General features: G+C 60.5%; 14 protein-coding genes. 12 read left to right on the forward strand and 2 right to left on the reverse strand.

Going from position 1 to position 14,357, the window contains the following annotated elements:
* Positions 1-282: 282 nt before the first annotated feature.
* Positions 283-2,205, forward strand: a complete 1,923-nt coding sequence (locus JOE33_RS09615) for a methyl-accepting chemotaxis protein (protein ID WP_187626077.1) — start codon at positions 283-285, stop codon at positions 2,203-2,205.
* A gap of 59 nt (positions 2,206-2,264) precedes the next feature.
* Here JOE33_RS09615 and JOE33_RS09620 read toward each other — a convergent pair whose 3' ends face one another.
* On the reverse strand, positions 2,265-3,029 hold the full coding sequence (locus JOE33_RS09620) for an SDR family oxidoreductase (RefSeq protein WP_004402570.1): 765 nt from the start codon (positions 3,027-3,029) through the stop codon (positions 2,265-2,267).
* A 227-nt stretch (positions 3,030-3,256) separates the two neighbouring features.
* On the opposite strand from JOE33_RS09620, the gene JOE33_RS25995 reads away from it, so the two are divergent.
* From JOE33_RS25995 to JOE33_RS09670, 11 genes are all read left to right on the forward strand, one after another.
* The gene (locus JOE33_RS25995) at positions 3,257-3,385 is read left to right on the forward strand and encodes a hypothetical protein (protein ID WP_274603194.1); all 129 of its coding nucleotides are present in this window, start codon (positions 3,257-3,259) and stop codon (positions 3,383-3,385) included.
* A gap of 142 nt (positions 3,386-3,527) precedes the next feature.
* Entirely contained in the window at positions 3,528-4,796 is a 1,269-nt protein-coding gene (locus JOE33_RS09625) for an OprD family porin (protein ID WP_187626076.1), read from the forward strand.
* Between the two features lie 179 nt (positions 4,797-4,975).
* Positions 4,976-5,803: an NAD(P)-dependent oxidoreductase gene (locus tag JOE33_RS09630; protein ID WP_010430315.1), complete on the forward strand. Its 828-nt coding sequence runs from the start codon at positions 4,976-4,978 to the stop codon at positions 5,801-5,803.
* Between the two features lie 42 nt (positions 5,804-5,845).
* Positions 5,846-6,730 (forward strand): SMP-30/gluconolactonase/LRE family protein, encoded by an 885-nt coding sequence (locus JOE33_RS09635; RefSeq protein ID WP_032613398.1) that lies wholly within the window; start codon positions 5,846-5,848, stop codon positions 6,728-6,730.
* Between the two features lie 57 nt (positions 6,731-6,787).
* Complete coding sequence (locus tag JOE33_RS09640; RefSeq protein WP_187626075.1) at positions 6,788-7,813, forward strand: TRAP transporter substrate-binding protein; 1,026 nt, start codon at positions 6,788-6,790, stop codon at positions 7,811-7,813.
* A gap of 63 nt (positions 7,814-7,876) precedes the next feature.
* Positions 7,877-8,404 (forward strand): TRAP transporter small permease, encoded by a 528-nt coding sequence (locus tag JOE33_RS09645; protein WP_010430325.1) that lies wholly within the window; start codon positions 7,877-7,879, stop codon positions 8,402-8,404.
* Positions 8,405-9,685: a TRAP transporter large permease gene (locus tag JOE33_RS09650; protein WP_003421655.1), complete on the forward strand. Its 1,281-nt coding sequence runs from the start codon at positions 8,405-8,407 to the stop codon at positions 9,683-9,685.
* 83 nt (positions 9,686-9,768) lie between these two features.
* Positions 9,769-10,740, forward strand: a complete 972-nt coding sequence (locus JOE33_RS09655) for a DMT family transporter (RefSeq protein WP_096129856.1) — start codon at positions 9,769-9,771, stop codon at positions 10,738-10,740.
* Complete coding sequence (locus tag JOE33_RS09660) at positions 10,715-11,596, forward strand: aldose 1-epimerase (RefSeq protein ID WP_187626074.1); 882 nt, start codon at positions 10,715-10,717, stop codon at positions 11,594-11,596. The genes JOE33_RS09655 and JOE33_RS09660 overlap by 26 nt, the downstream gene beginning before the upstream one ends.
* A 248-nt stretch (positions 11,597-11,844) precedes the next feature.
* Positions 11,845-12,354, forward strand: a complete 510-nt coding sequence (locus tag JOE33_RS09665; RefSeq protein ID WP_032613391.1) for a sigma-70 family RNA polymerase sigma factor — start codon at positions 11,845-11,847, stop codon at positions 12,352-12,354.
* Between the two features lie 2 nt (positions 12,355-12,356).
* Positions 12,357-13,019: a ChrR family anti-sigma-E factor gene (locus JOE33_RS09670; protein WP_187626084.1), complete on the forward strand. Its 663-nt coding sequence runs from the start codon at positions 12,357-12,359 to the stop codon at positions 13,017-13,019.
* A gap of 22 nt (positions 13,020-13,041) precedes the next feature.
* Here the strand turns inward: JOE33_RS09670 and aroA are convergent, their stop codons facing one another.
* Positions 13,042-14,298, reverse strand: a complete 1,257-nt coding sequence (gene aroA, locus JOE33_RS09675) for a 3-phosphoshikimate 1-carboxyvinyltransferase (protein WP_096103465.1) — start codon at positions 14,296-14,298, stop codon at positions 13,042-13,044.
* Between the last annotated feature and the right edge of the window lie 59 nt (positions 14,299-14,357).

A 14,357-nucleotide genomic window follows, 5' to 3' on the forward strand; every position in this document is an offset into this window, starting at 1 on the left:
AACGGATAGGGTTTTAATCTCGCAAACACAGCCGACAGTGTGCCGTCTCACAGGAAATGCGGCGCTCTGTTTGAATGACTTCGGCGGTGCTTTATAACGGTGTGCAGGCGCAAATGATATGCCTGGGAAAAAATATCCGGGGCGTCGCGGAACTTTCTTTATTTTTTATTTTAGCTTGGCCAGTCCCTGCCGATAGCGTCTGTATACCTAAACCCACCCCTGACCTGTAAGCCATACTTTTCAGGGATAAGACCGTTTCAATGGCAGTTGTTGGAGAATTCAATGAGTAGCTGGTTTGCAAACATCAGCGTGAATATGAAACTTGCCCTTGGCTTCGGTCTGGTACTTGTTTTTACAGCCATTCTTGCACTGACTGGCTGGACCAGCATGGGCGGACTGATCAAGCGCAGCAACTGGATGAGTGACATTACGTCACTCAATGCACAGTTGACCAAACTGCGCGTGACACGCCTGCAATATATGGTGGCCGACGGCGACGAGAAGGTCGCTGAAACCGTGCAGGTTTCTCTGGACAGCTTCAAGGCCTACCAGGAAAAACTGCAGGCCTCGTTCAAAAGTCCCGAAAACGTGAAAATGCTCGAGCAGTTGGGCGTCGTGATCGCTGACTACCAGAAGTCCCTCAACAACATGCGCAGTGGCTACAGGTCCAGCACCGCTGCTCGTGATGAACTGACGACTCACGCGAGCAAAAGCCTCGCGGTGTTCGAGCAGCTTGTGACTGAAGTCAGAAACATGGACCCGGCTGACGCCAACCGCTTCGAGCAGTACCGGCTCGTCACCGATGCCAAAGATGACTTGAGACTCGCGCGCTATGAAGTGCGCGGCTACACCACCAATGCCACGCCCGAGACCGAGCAGGCAGCTGTCTCGAAACTGGATGCGGCCATCAAGGATCTGGACGCGCTCAAGGCGACCTTCAGCGGCACTCAGGCCGATCAGCTCAGGCAGCTGGAAACCTCATTGATGGCGTACCGCACGACCTTGCAAAACTTCAAGGCCGCCACAGGCACGATTGTCCAGGCGCGTAAGGAAATGACCACGCAAGGGCAGGATATCGTCAAGATCAGCGAGGACATGTACAAGCTGCAACTGGATCGCCGCGATCAGGAAAGCGCACAGGCGCGTACCACTCAGATCGTCTGCACATTGCTGGCTATCATTCTGGGCATCATCGCCGCAGTGATCATCACCCGGCAGATTACCCGTCCGCTGCAGGAAACCCTGGCGGTGGTCGACCGTATTGCATCCGGTGACCTGACCCAGACTCTGGCCGTGACGCGCCGTGATGAACTGGGTGTTCTTCAGCAAGGCATTCAACGCATGGGCAGCACCCTGCGCGAGCTGATTGGCGGTATTCGCGACAGCGTCGTACAGATCGCCAGTGCCGCGGAAGAGCTGTCAGCAGTTACCGAACAGACCAGCGCCGGCGTCAACAGCCAGAAAGTCGAAACCGATCAGGTCGCCACCGCCATGCACGAGATGTCGGCGACGGTTGCGGAAGTGGCGCGTAACGCCGAACAGGCCTCGCAGGCCGCGTCCAACGCCGACCGCGAAGCGCGTGACGGTGACAAGGTGGTGGGTGAAGCGATCGCCCAGATCGAGCGTCTGGCCAACGAAGTGGGTCGTTCCGCCGATGCCATGACTCAGCTGGAGCAGGAAAGCGACAAGATCGGCAAGGTCATGGACGTCATCAAGGCAGTGGCCGAACAGACCAACCTGCTGGCGCTCAACGCTGCTATCGAAGCGGCTCGTGCGGGTGAAGCCGGGCGTGGTTTTGCGGTGGTCGCCGACGAAGTCCGCGGCTTGGCCCAACGTACGCAGCAATCCACCGTGGAGATCGAAACACTGGTCGCTGCGCTGCAAAGCGGTACGCGCCAGGTGTCCAGCATCATGCTCAACAGCCGTGAACTGACTGTCAGCAGCGTGACCCTCAGCCGTAAGGCTGGCACGTCGTTGGGCAGCATCACACAAACGGTGTCAAGCATTCAGGCGATGAACCAGCAGATTGCTGCCGCCGCTGAAGAGCAAAGCGCGGTCGCTGAAGAAATCAGCCGCAGCATCGTCAATGTGCGCGATGTGTCCGAGCAGACCGCTTCGGCCAGCGAAGAGACCGCTGCGTCCAGCGTCGAACTGGCGCGCCTGGGCGGGCAGTTGCAGACGATGGTCAGCCACTTCCGGATCTGATCACCCGGCGTTGACATCAAGCCCGGTCTTTACCGGGCTTGATTGTTTCTGCGTGAACGTCACGCCTGGGGCGGCTGCCCGTTGGAAGCCGACAGGCCACCGTCCACCGGCAGGTTGACGCCGGTCACGAAGCGCGCGTCATCGCTGGCCAGAAAGGCAATCACGTCGCCGACGTCTTCGGCTTCGCCCGGGCGCCCCAAAGGGATGCGCTCCATGAATTTGGCCATCAATGCTTTGTCACCCAGCATGTCTTCGGTCAGCTCGCTGCGGGTCAGTGAGGGGCAGACGGCATTCACGCGTACGCCGTCAGCACCATGGTCCATGGCCAGCGAACGGGTGAAGTTGGTGATGGCGCCCTTGGCCGCGTTATAGAAGCTCATGCCCCAGTCGCCGCCAAGGCCGGACACCGACGAGACATTGATGATGTTGCCTTTACTGGCGATCAGTGCCGGCATGGCGGTGCGGGTGCAATAGAACACACCGTCCAGGTCCACGGACATCAGCTCTTTCCAGTCTTCTATGCCCAGCTCGGTCACTTTGCCGGACTTGACGATGCCGGCATTGTTGACCAGCACATCCAGACGCCCGAAGCGGGTCGCGACTTCCTTGAACAGCGCTTCCACGTCGCTCGGGTCGGCCACATCCGTGGCTCTGATCAAGTGCCCTTCGCCTTTCAGTTGTGCGGCCACTTTGGCCAGCTTGTCGCGATTGCGCCCGACCAGTACGACGCTTGCGCCTTCCTCGGCAAAACGTTTGGCGGTCGCTTCGCCGATTCCGGAACCGGCACCTGTGACGACGATGACTTTTTGGGTGAAACGATTCATTCGGCAGTCTCCAAAAAATGAACGGGATTACCGGGTGGACTGCACACACGCCCGCAGCGTTCACTCGCATTTAATTTTGCTTACAGGGGCACTGCAAATGACCGGTGAATCGTTAAACCTCGACCATGGGTGCGTTGACAACGCGGCAGCGGTCTGCAAATAATCCTCATAGTTGTACGACAACCTATAACGCCAAAAAATAAAAACAACACCGAGGCCTTTCCATCATGAACACTCATACCGCGCCCGCCCGCTCGATCAGCAAGGGCTCAATCATCGACGCCTTGATCAGTGACACCTCGTTTATTGAAAACCCGCACTACCAGACACCCTTCTCGATTCACAACATTCGCTGAAACACAGCGAACGGTACTCGGCCGCCTGCAGGTCGAGGCCATGCCTGGCGACAGGCATCACGTAATCCTCGAAGGTGTCGGCCGCCGCTTGCGCGCGGCCAGGAAAGGGGACGGTTTCACTAAACAAGGGAGCACAACAATAATGACATCTCACACTACCCGCTCACGCATCCTGCTGGGCGTCGGCGGCATGACGCTGATTTTCCCGATGCTCGGCATGGCCGAGGGTTTCGTCGACGACACCAAAGCCACGCTCACCCTGCGTAATGCCTACTTCAACCGCAACTTCACCAACCCGGCTTTCCCGAACAGTGCGGCGCCGCAGAACAAGGCCGAAGAGTGGACGCAAAGCTTCATTCTCGACGCCAAGTCGGGCTTCACTCAGGGCGTGGTGGGTTTCGGGGTTGACGTGCTGGGCCTGTATTCGCTCAAGCTCGATGGCGGTAAGGGCACGGGCGGCACCCAGTTGCTGCCGATCCACAGCGACGGTCGTCCGGCCGATGATTTCGGGCGTCTGGGCGTGGCAGGCAAGGCGCGGATTTCCAAGACCGAACTGAAGGTCGGCGAGTGGATGCCGGTGCTGCCGATCCTGCGCTCCGATGACGGTCGTTCGTTGCCGCAGACGTTTCGCGGTGGCCAGGTCACCTCCAAGGAGATCGACGGCCTGACGCTGTATGGCGGGCAGTTCCGCGGTAACAGCCCGCGCAACGATGCGAGCATGGAAGACATGTCGCTGAACGGGCGAGGCGCATTCACCTCGGACCGCTTCAACTTCGGCGGCGGTGAGTATGTCTTCAACGACAAGCGCACTCAGGTAGGCGTCTGGTACTCGGAGCTGCAGGACATCTATCAGCAGCAATTCTTCAACCTGCTGCACAGCCAGCCGCTCGGCGACTGGACCCTGGGCGCGAACCTGGGTTATTTCATCGGCAAGGAAGACGGCAACAAACTGGCCGGTGACCTGGACAACAAGACGGCCTATGCGCTGCTCTCGGCCCGCTATGGTGGCAGCACCTTCTATGTCGGCCTGCAAAAGCTGACTGGCGATACGGCGTGGATGCGCGTCAACGGCACCAGTGGCGGTACGTTGGCCAACGACAGTTACAACTCCAGCTACGACAACGCCAAAGAGAAATCCTGGCAGCTGCGCCACGACTACAACTTTGCGACGCTGGGCGTGCCCGGCCTGACCCTGATGAATCGCTACATCAACGGCGACAATGTGCACACCGGCAACATCACCGACGGCAAGGAATGGGGTCGGGAGTCTGAGCTGGCCTACACCGTACAGAGCGGTGCGCTGAAGAATCTGAACGTCAAATGGCGCAACTCCAGCCTGCGTCGTGATTTCAGTGCCAACGAATTCGACGAGAATCGCGTGTTCGTCAGCTACCCTATTTCGTTGCTCTGAAACCGCTGGCAGAGCCTGTCGGCAACGGCAGGTTTTGCCTTGTTACAAATGTATCCGGCCAAGCGCGTGGACAGGCCGTTTTTAGACCTTGGCCGCGTTGACAATCAACGTATGCGGTGCCGATAATCCGGCAAGTCATACGACAACAGATGACAAAAATAACAATCGGGACTTCTCTCATGGCATCGGCTCATACCACTCAAACTCCCTTCAATCGCCTCCTGCTGACCGGCGCGGCAGGTGGCCTGGGCAAGGTATTGCGCGAAACACTGCGCCCTTACACAAAAGTGCTGCGGCTCTCCGACATTGCCGAGATGGCACCCGCCACCAACGACCGTGAAGAAGTGCACGTCTGCGATCTGGCCAACAAGGACGCCGTACACCAACTGGTCGAAGGCGTCGACGCGATCGTGCATTTCGGCGGTGTATCGGTCGAGCGACCGTTCGAAGAAATCCTCGGCGCCAATATCTGCGGTGTGTTCCACATCTACGAAGCCGCCCGCCGGCACGGCGTAAAACGCGTGATCTTCGCCAGTTCCAACCACGTGATCGGTTTCTACAAGCAGAGCGAAACCATCGACGCGCACTCCCCTCGCCGCCCGGACAGCTACTACGGTCTGTCCAAGTCCTACGGCGAAGACATGGCCAGCTTCTACTTCGATCGCTACGGCATCGAAACCGTGAGCATCCGCATCGGCTCGTCGTTTGCCGAACCGCAAAACCGCCGAATGATGAGCACCTGGCTGAGCTTTGCCGACCTGACCCAGTTGATCGAACGCTCTCTGTACACGCCAGACGTGGGCCATACCGTGGTCTACGGCGTCTCGGACAACAAGACCGTCTGGTGGGACAACCGCCTGGCCAGCAAACTGGATTACACCCCGAAAGACAGCTCGGAAGTGTTCCGCGAGAAGGTCGAAGCCCAGCCGCTGCCGGCAGCCGATGACCCGGCAATGCTCTACCAGGGCGGTGCCTTTGTCGCTTCAGGACCGTTCGGCGACCAATAAGCAGCGCTTTCCTCTCGCAACACTCTGGAGACACGAACTGCCATGGATGCCGAACTGATTGTCGATGCACAGAACGCCACCGGCGAAAGCCCGGTCTGGAGCGTGCGTGATCAAGCGTTGTACTGGGTGGATATTCCCAAGGGCGAGTTGCATCGCTGGGACTTCAATCAGGACAGCACGCGCAGCTGGAAGGCGCCGCAGATGCTGGCCTGTATCGCCGCTGACAGCCGGGGTGGCTGGGTTGCAGGGATGGAGAACGGAATCTTTCATTTGCAGCCCTGCGAAGACGGCAGCCTGATCAGCACGCTTCTGGCCAGCGTCGAACACGCGCAGACAGGCATGCGCTTCAATGACGGCCGATGCGACCGACAGGGTCGGTTCTGGGCGGGCACCATGTTCATGGACATGGCTGCCGGTGCGAGGGTGGGTGCGCTGTATCGCTACAGCCCAGGCCAGACGACACTGGACGCTCAGCTCGAAGACTTCATCGTTCCCAATGGCCTGGCGTTCAGCCCCGACGGCAAGGTCATGTACCTGTCCGACTCGCACCCCAGCGTGCAGAAGATCTGGGCTTTCGATTACGACACCGACAGCGGCACGCCGCACAATCGCCGCCTGTTTGTCGACATGAACCATCACCTGGGCCGCCCTGACGGTGCGGCGATCGACACCGACGGCTGCTACTGGATCTGCGGTAACGACGCAGGCCTGGTTCACCGCTTCACCCCCACCGGCAAACTCGACCGCTCGCTGGTCGTGCCGGTGAAAAAGCCAGCCATGTGTGCCTTTGGCGGCCCCAATCTGGACACCCTGTTCGTGACGTCCATTCGCCCGGGTGGCGATCTCGGCGATCAGCCGCTGGCTGGTGGCGTGTTCGCACTGCGACCTGGCGTCAAAGGCCTGGAGGAACCCACGTTTCAGGGCTGACAGCGCCCTACCGAAAATCCCGTAGCTCGACCAAAAATAACAAAATCGGAGATATCCATGGATTTCAAACGCACGCTTCTCATCGCTGCACTTCCGCTGGCCTTCTGTGTGTCGGGCATGGCCCACGCCGAGGTCAAAATCAAGTTCGCCGAAGTTCACCCGGCAGGCTATGCGCCGGTCGTGGCAGAGCAGAACATGGGCAATAAACTCCAAGAACAGTCCAAAGGCGAGATCAGTTTCAAGATGTACGCGGGCGGCGTGCTCGGCTCCGAGAAGGAGGTCGTCGAGCAGGTCCAGAGCGGTGCCGTGCAGATGACCCGCGTCAGCCTCGGCATCGTCGGCCCGGTGGTGCCGGACGTCAACGTCTTCAACCTGCCGTTCGTATTCCGTGATCAGGCGCATATGCGCACCATCATCGATGGCGAGATCGGTCAGGAAATCCTCGACAAGATCACCAATTCGCAATTCAACATGGTCGCCCTGGCCTGGATGGATGGCGGCACCCGCAACCTGTACACCAAGAAACCGGTACGGCAGATTTCCGACCTCAAAGGCATGAAAATCCGTGTCCAGGGCAATCCGGTGTTCATCGAAACCATCAACGACATGGGCGGCAACGGCATCGCCATGGCCACCGGCGAGATCTTCAGCGCCCTGCAGACCGGCGTCATCGATGGTGCGGAAAACAACCCGCCGACGTATTTCCAGCATAACCACTACCAGAACGCCAAGTTCTTCACCATGACCGAACACCTGATCCTGCCCGAGCCCATCGTGATGTCGAAAACCACGTGGGAAAAGCTCAAGCCCGAGCAGCAGGCGCTGGTGAAAAAGCTCGCACGTGAAGCGCAGATGGAAGAGCGCGCGCTGTGGGACAAGTCGTCAGCCGATGCCGAGACCAAACTCAAGGCAGCAGGTGTGGAATTCATCACGCTGACGCCAGAGCAGAAGAAAGCCTTCTACGACGCCACCCAGCCGGTACGCGACAAGTTCGGTGCGCCTTACAAGGATCTGATCAGCCGCATCGAAGCGGTCCAGACCGATCCGACACTGGCCGCAAGTACCCCCAAAGCGGCCCAATAAGCCTGTCCCGATCAAGCAGCGGGAACGAGCACCAGCTCGTTCGCCGCCGCAGTGGTGAGCCTCATGAAAAATACGCTATTGCGCATCAACGACACGCTTTATCGGGTCTGCATCGGCATTGCCGGTCTGTCGGTGTTGATCATGACCCTGATCATTCCCTGGGGCATCTTTGCCCGCTACATCCTCGGCAGCGGTTCCAGCTGGCCTGAACCCACCGCCATCCTGCTGATGGTGGTGTTTACCTTCTTCGGCGCAGCGGCCAGTTACCGGGCCGGTGCGCACATGGCCGTATCGATGGCCGTCGACCGCATGCCGCTGCAGGTGCGCAGAGTCGCCAGCGTGGTGGTGCAGGTGCTGATGGCGATCGTCGCCCTGTTCATGATCTTCAAGGGCTTCAAGCTGTGCGCCACCACCTGGAATCAGTTCGTCGGCGAACTGCCGTTTCTGCGCGTCGGCATCTCTTATCTGCCGATCCCCATCGGCGGCCTTGTGACCCTGGTATTCGTCCTGGAAAGGCTGTTGCTGGGTGACCAGAGTCATCGCGCGGTCATGCGGTTCGACGTCATTGAAGAAAGCGAAGGTGCCGCATAAATGGACGCTTTTATACTGTTGGGCAGCTTTATCGCGCTGATCCTGATCGGCATGCCGGTGGCCTACGCGCTGGGCCTTTCAGCCCTGATCGGCGCCTGGTGGATCGACATTCCGGCCGATGCACTGATGATCCAGATCGCGGGCGGGGTGAACAAATTCTCGCTGTTGGCGATTCCGTTCTTCGTGCTGGCCGGAGCAATCATGGCCGAAGGCGGCATGTCGCGACGCCTGGTCGCGTTTGCCGCAGTGCTGGTGGGCTTCGTGCGTGGCGGCCTGTCGCTGGTCAACATCGTGGCCTCGACCTTCTTCGGCGCCATTTCAGGTTCCTCGGTGGCCGACACGGCCTCAGTGGGCTCGGTGCTGATCCCGGAAATGGAACGCAACGGCTACCCGCGGGACTTCTCGACGGCAGTGACCGTCAGCGGCTCGGTGCAGGCGCTGCTGACACCGCCCAGCCACAACTCGGTGCTTTATTCGCTGGCAGCAGGCGGCACGGTGTCGATCGCGTCGCTGTTCATGGCCGGGATCTTGCCGGGGCTGCTGCTCAGCGCAGTGATGATGGGCCTGTGCATGATCTTCGCGCGCAAGCGCAATTACCCCAAGGGTGAAGTGATTCCGCTGCGTCAGGCACTGAAAATCGCCGGTGAAGCGCTGTGGGGGATGATGGCCATGGTGATTATTCTCGGCGGCATTCTGTCGGGGATTTTCACTGCCACCGAGTCGGCAGCCATTGCCGTGCTCTGGGCGTTCTTCGTCACCATGTTCATCTACCGCGACTACAAATGGCGCGATCTGCCGAAACTGATGCACCGGGCGGCACGCACCATTTCCATCGTGATGATCCTGATCGGTTTTGCCGCCAGCTTCGGTTACATCCTGACGCTGATGGAAATCCCGATGAAAATCACCACAGCGTTCCTGACCCTGTCGGACAACCGCTACGTGATCCTGATGTGCATCAACGTGATGTTGCTGCTGCTCGGCACGGTCATGGACATGGCGCCGCTGATTCTGATCCTGACCCCGATTCTGTTGCCGGTCATCGTCGGTGTCGGTATCGATCCTGTGCACTTCGGCATGATCATGCTGGTCAATCTGGGGATCGGGCTGATTACCCCGCCGGTGGGCGCAGTGCTGTTCGTCGGTGCCGCCGTGGGTAAGGTCACCATCGAAGCGACGGTAAAAGCACTGGTGCCGTTCTACGTCGCGCTGTTCCTGGTGCTGATGCTGGTGACCTACATTCCTGCCATCTCGCTGTGGCTGCCGAGCGTCGTGCTCTAAAGTCTCCAGTTGCAAGGCTGCCGGAGCGCTTGAAAGCGCTCCGGCATGCACCTCTGTTGTCCAGCCAAGGAGGCTGGTTGCGTATGTCTGCCCCTGCCCTGTTTCCCCGCCACATTGCCGTGCTGATCCTGGCGCTGCTGGCCTGTTCGTTTGCCGGCAACCACATCGCGGCACGCATTGCCTTCGATCATGACACCGGCCTGCTGCTGGCCATACTCTGTCGTTCCGGCGTCACCTTGCTGGTGCTGGTCAGCCTGGTGCTCTGGCAGCGTGAAAGGCTCAGTCTGCCTGCCAGTACCTGGCGCTGGCAGTTGCTTCTGGGACTGCTTATCGCCACTCAGAGCTTTTGCATCTACTCGGCGGTGGCGCGTATTCCGGTGGCCCTGGCATTGCTGGTGGTCAATGTCTCGCCGATCCTGCTGGCGTTGCTGACCTGGGCGCTGGGCGGCGCCCGGCCAACCCGGCGCGCAGCAGGCCTGATGGGCCTGATTCTGTTTGGCCTGACGCTGGCGCTGGACGTGCCGCAGCGCCTGTCGAATCCCGGCAGCAGCGAGCCGCAATGGCTGGAGGGCGTTGCCTACGCGTCGACCGCTGCGGTGGTGTTCGCCTTTGCGCTGTGGATTACCGATAACAAACTGGCGGGCATGCGCGGCAGCGTGCGCAGCATGCTGACCATGGCCGTGGTGTTTGTCGTCGCGGCCATCGCCGGCAGCAGCGGCGTGCTGCCCGGTGGCGTGGGTCTGCCGACGAGCTCTGTCGGCTGGACCGCACTGGCCAGTCTGGTGGTCTTGTACGGTCTGGGCTTCTCGCTGCTGTTCATCTGCATGGCACGGCTGGACATCGCCCGCAACGCGCCGGTGATGAACATCGAGCCGGTAGCCAGCCTGCTGTTTGGCTGGCTGATTCTCGATCAATTACTCAGCAGCGGTCAGGTGGTCGGCGGGCTGATCGTGGTCAGCGGCATCGTGCTGCTGACCTGGCGGCGCGCCCAGTCGCCTGACTCTCAATCATCCAGGAAGGCTTTGAAGCATGCCCGCGAACGTACTGATCCTTGAAGATGGCCTGACCCGCCTGACACTGGCTCCCGATATCGGCGGCAGTATCGTCAACTGGAGTGTCCTGGCCAGCGGGCAACACCTGCTGCGCCCGAGCGACGAACAGGCTCTGGCGGCCGGGACACCCCGTCGGCTGGCCTGCTACCCGCTGGCGCCGTGGTCGAACCGGATCGGCAACGGCGGTTTTGACACAGCGGACGGCTGGCTGGCCCTGGAGCCAAACAGTGCCAACGACCCGTTGCCGATCCATGGCAGCGCCTGGCAGCAGGCATGGACCGTCATCGAGCAGAGCGCTGAGCAGGTCTGCCTGCAACTCGACAGCCAGACGCCGTTCGCCTACCGCGCGCAGCTGCGCTACACCCTGCACGACGGCACGCTGAGCATCGAACTGAGCACCACCCATCAGGATAGCCGCGCGGTCTGGCACGGACTGGGCCTGCACCCGTACTTGCCGCGCACCGCCCACACTCGCCTGCAGGCCAAGGCCGCGCAGGTCTGGCTGTGCGACAAAGCCGGTTTGCCCAGCGCCTTGCAGGACCTGCCCGCCGAGTGGGACTTCCGGCACGGCAGCGCCCTGCCCGACACACGTCTGGACAACGGTTTCACCGGCTGGGATGGCCAGAGCATCATCAGCCAGCCGGACCTGGGCTATGAACTGCACTGCCAGGCCACCGGCAGCGAATACTTTCTGGTGTTCTGCCCACCGGGCCTGGACTTCTTTTGCTTCGAACCGGTCAGCCATCCGGTCAACGCGCATCATTTGCCAGGACGGCCAGGATTGAGGCTGTTGCGGCAGGGAGAGTCAGCGACTTTGAGGTTCAGTCTTCGCTACAAAGAGCTGAAGCGGCAGGCATGAATACGTCTCTCGGTCATTCATCGAGGGGCCATCATCAACGCTGAACGACCGCTGCCGCCTATCTTGATGCACTGTGATCCACTCCCCACCCCGTTACGTAACACCTATGCGTCGCGAACCAAACCCACACAATGGTGATCAGAAGGTGGATCATGCGCATAACTGCCAGTCTCAGGACCTTCTGTCACTTGTCCCCCTCTCACAGCGAATCGACAATCACACGACTTTGGATCGATGAAGTCACCGCCGTGGCCCGCCAGAGGGACCGCGACAGCTTTATGCGCATTTACGATCACTTCGCTCCGCGCTTGTTGCGCTACCTCACCGGGCTGAATGTGCCAGAAGGTCAGGCCGAAGAGTTGGTGCAGGAAGTGCTGCTCAAACTGTGGCACAAGGCTGACTCGTTCGACCCGGCCAAGGCCAGCCTGGGGACGTGGTTGTTTCGCATCGCACGCAATCTTTACATCGACAGTGTGCGCAAGGACCGTGGCTGGGTGCAGGTGCAGAACTCGCTGGAACAACTCGAGCGCCTGGAGGCTCCGGTAGATCGAACACTCGACTACAGCCAGCGCCAGGAGCAACAACTGAACAGCGCCATCCAGAACCTGCCCGCCGATCAGGCCCGAGTGTTGCGAATGTCGTATTTCGAAGCGCTCAGCCACCGGGAGATTTCCGAACGCCTTGGTATGCCGCTCGGCACGGTGAAGTCCTGCCTGCGCCTGGCGTTTCAAAAATTGCGCTCGCGGATAGAGGAATAATGATGGGCCCACAACATCATCCGGACGACGCCACGCTGGTCAGCTATGCCGCAGGAGCGCTGTCGCAGGTCATCTCGTTGGTCACTGCCGCGCACCTGGAGCGCTGCGCCGAGTGCCGGGCGCGGCTCAGGCAGGCCGAAGCGATTGGCGGTGTGTTGATGCAGCAGCACACCAGCAGTGTGGTGCCACTCAAGGGCAGATCGGCCATTCTGGCGCGGCTGAACGAGCAGCAAGCTGGACTTGTGCCTGCCCTGCATGCGATGCCGGCGGCCAATCAGGACCCGGACCTTATGCCCGCCTGCATGCAGGCGCATTTTGGTCGACACCTGAGCACATTGAAATGGAAGACGCTGGTTCCCGGCGTACAGCGTGTACGCGCTGAAGGTATCGAACAGGGCAACCTGATGCTGCTGAAAATCGCCCCAGGCGTGAGCATGCCGGTCCACAGCCACGAAAGCGGCGAGATGACCATGGTCCTCAAGGGCGCGTATTACGACGTACAGGGAGAGTTCGGACTCAACGATGTGGCCGATCTGGACAGTCATATCCAGCACCAGCCCATCGCCTACCCTGACCGGGAATGCATTTGCGTGCTGGCCACTGAATCGAAGCTGCGTTTCAATGGGCTGCTGGCGCGGATGATGCAGCCGTTTTTCGGGATTTGAAAAACGGCCGCTGCGCCTGCGGTCAGCGCTGGACGGTTACACCCAATGAAGCCAGCGCATCCCAGTACCCAGGGTAGGTCTTGCCGACGCAATCAGGGTCGAGGATGCGGATACCGGCGATCTTCAGGCCCGCCAGCGCAAAGCACATGGCGATACGATGGTCGGAGTGAGTATCGATCAATGCATCGACCGTAGTGCCTGCCAGCGCCGGGTTGGCCTTGACGATCAGGTCGTCACCCTCTTCGACCGCCAGACCGGGTGCGATGGCACACAGGCCGTGGGACAGCGCCGAGATACGGTCGCACTCCTTGACCCGCAGGTTGGCGATGCCGACAAAGCGTACCGGCTGACGATTGAAGGCGGCCAGTACGGCCAGGGTCGGAATAGCATCCTGCATCTGCGAGCCGTCGATCACGGCCGGCATGTCCGGGAAGCTGGCGATGATCTGGCTGGCCAGCGCATCAGGCTGAGTGAATGCATCGCTGGCCACGCCGAGGTCGATAGTGCCCTTGGTCAGGGCTTGCGCAGCCCACAGATAAGTGGCCGCCGAGGCATCCGGCTCGATGTGGAAATCCGTAGCACGATAACCGGTAGCCGAGACTTTCCAGGCGGCGTCGCCGATGGCCTGAACCTCGGCGCCGAACGCCTGCATGGCCGCCAGCGTGAGGTCGAGATAGCCACGCGCGCCAATCTCGCTGCCGGTCAGTGCAACCTCCACAGGCCCCTTGCCACAGGCACCGGCCATCAGCAGTGCCGACACATACTGGCTGGACAGGTTGCCGTCGATTTCGATACGACCGGCCTCAAGACCGCCCTTGCCCTTGATCGCCACCGGCGGGCAACCACTGGGGGCGCTGACCTCCACGCCCATGCGCTGCAAGGCATCGACAAGCGGGCCGATCGGGCGCTTGCGCATGTATTCGTCGCCATCCACCACGAAGTCGCCTTCGAAGTTGGCCAGTGCAGCGGTCAGAAAGCGTGTCGCAGTCCCGGCATTGCCGAGGAACAGCGCCTGCTGTGGCGCCTGCCAATGCCCGCTGCTGGTGACCACAAAGGTGCTGTCATCCGGCTCGTCGACCTGCACGCCCATCAGACGCAAGGCTTCGGACATCACGCGCGTGTCGTCACTCTTCAGCGCGCCGGTCAGGCGGCTGGTGCCTTTGGCGAGCCCGGCCAGCAACAATGCACGGTTGGTGATCGACTTGGAGCCCGGCGGGCTGACACGCCCGACCAGCGGGCGCTCGACAGGCAAAACAGTGAGGGTGGCTTGAGGTCGCATGATGTCCCTGAGCGTCAGCGGAAAAATCGCGATCCTAGCACGAGCGGGATCAAGCCCGC

This window comes from Pseudomonas sp. PvP027 (assembly GCF_017833005.1).
GTDB lineage: Bacteria > Pseudomonadota > Gammaproteobacteria > Pseudomonadales > Pseudomonadaceae > Aquipseudomonas > Aquipseudomonas congelans.

Coding starts and splice junctions, on each gene's coding strand:
- JOE33_RS09635 (WP_032613398.1), top strand. CDS start 5,846: ATGGATGCCGAACTGATTGTCGATGCACAGAACGCCACCGGCGAAAGC.
- JOE33_RS09660 (WP_187626074.1), top strand. CDS start 10,715: ATGCCCGCGAACGTACTGATCCTTGAAGATGGCCTGACCCGCCTGACA.
- JOE33_RS25995 (WP_274603194.1), top strand. CDS start 3,257: ATGAACACTCATACCGCGCCCGCCCGCTCGATCAGCAAGGGCTCAATC.
- JOE33_RS09625 (WP_187626076.1), top strand. CDS start 3,528: ATGACATCTCACACTACCCGCTCACGCATCCTGCTGGGCGTCGGCGGC.
- JOE33_RS09655 (WP_096129856.1), top strand. CDS start 9,769: ATGTCTGCCCCTGCCCTGTTTCCCCGCCACATTGCCGTGCTGATCCTG.
- JOE33_RS09650 (WP_003421655.1), top strand. CDS start 8,405: ATGGACGCTTTTATACTGTTGGGCAGCTTTATCGCGCTGATCCTGATC.
- JOE33_RS09645 (WP_010430325.1), top strand. CDS start 7,877: ATGAAAAATACGCTATTGCGCATCAACGACACGCTTTATCGGGTCTGC.
- JOE33_RS09630 (WP_010430315.1), top strand. CDS start 4,976: ATGGCATCGGCTCATACCACTCAAACTCCCTTCAATCGCCTCCTGCTG.
- JOE33_RS09640 (WP_187626075.1), top strand. CDS start 6,788: ATGGATTTCAAACGCACGCTTCTCATCGCTGCACTTCCGCTGGCCTTC.
- JOE33_RS09620 (WP_004402570.1), bottom strand. CDS start 3,029: ATGAATCGTTTCACCCAAAAAGTCATCGTCGTCACAGGTGCCGGTTCC.
- JOE33_RS09615 (WP_187626077.1), top strand. CDS start 283: ATGAGTAGCTGGTTTGCAAACATCAGCGTGAATATGAAACTTGCCCTT.
- aroA (WP_096103465.1), bottom strand. CDS start 14,298: ATGCGACCTCAAGCCACCCTCACTGTTTTGCCTGTCGAGCGCCCGCTG.
- JOE33_RS09670 (WP_187626084.1), top strand. CDS start 12,357: ATGGGCCCACAACATCATCCGGACGACGCCACGCTGGTCAGCTATGCC.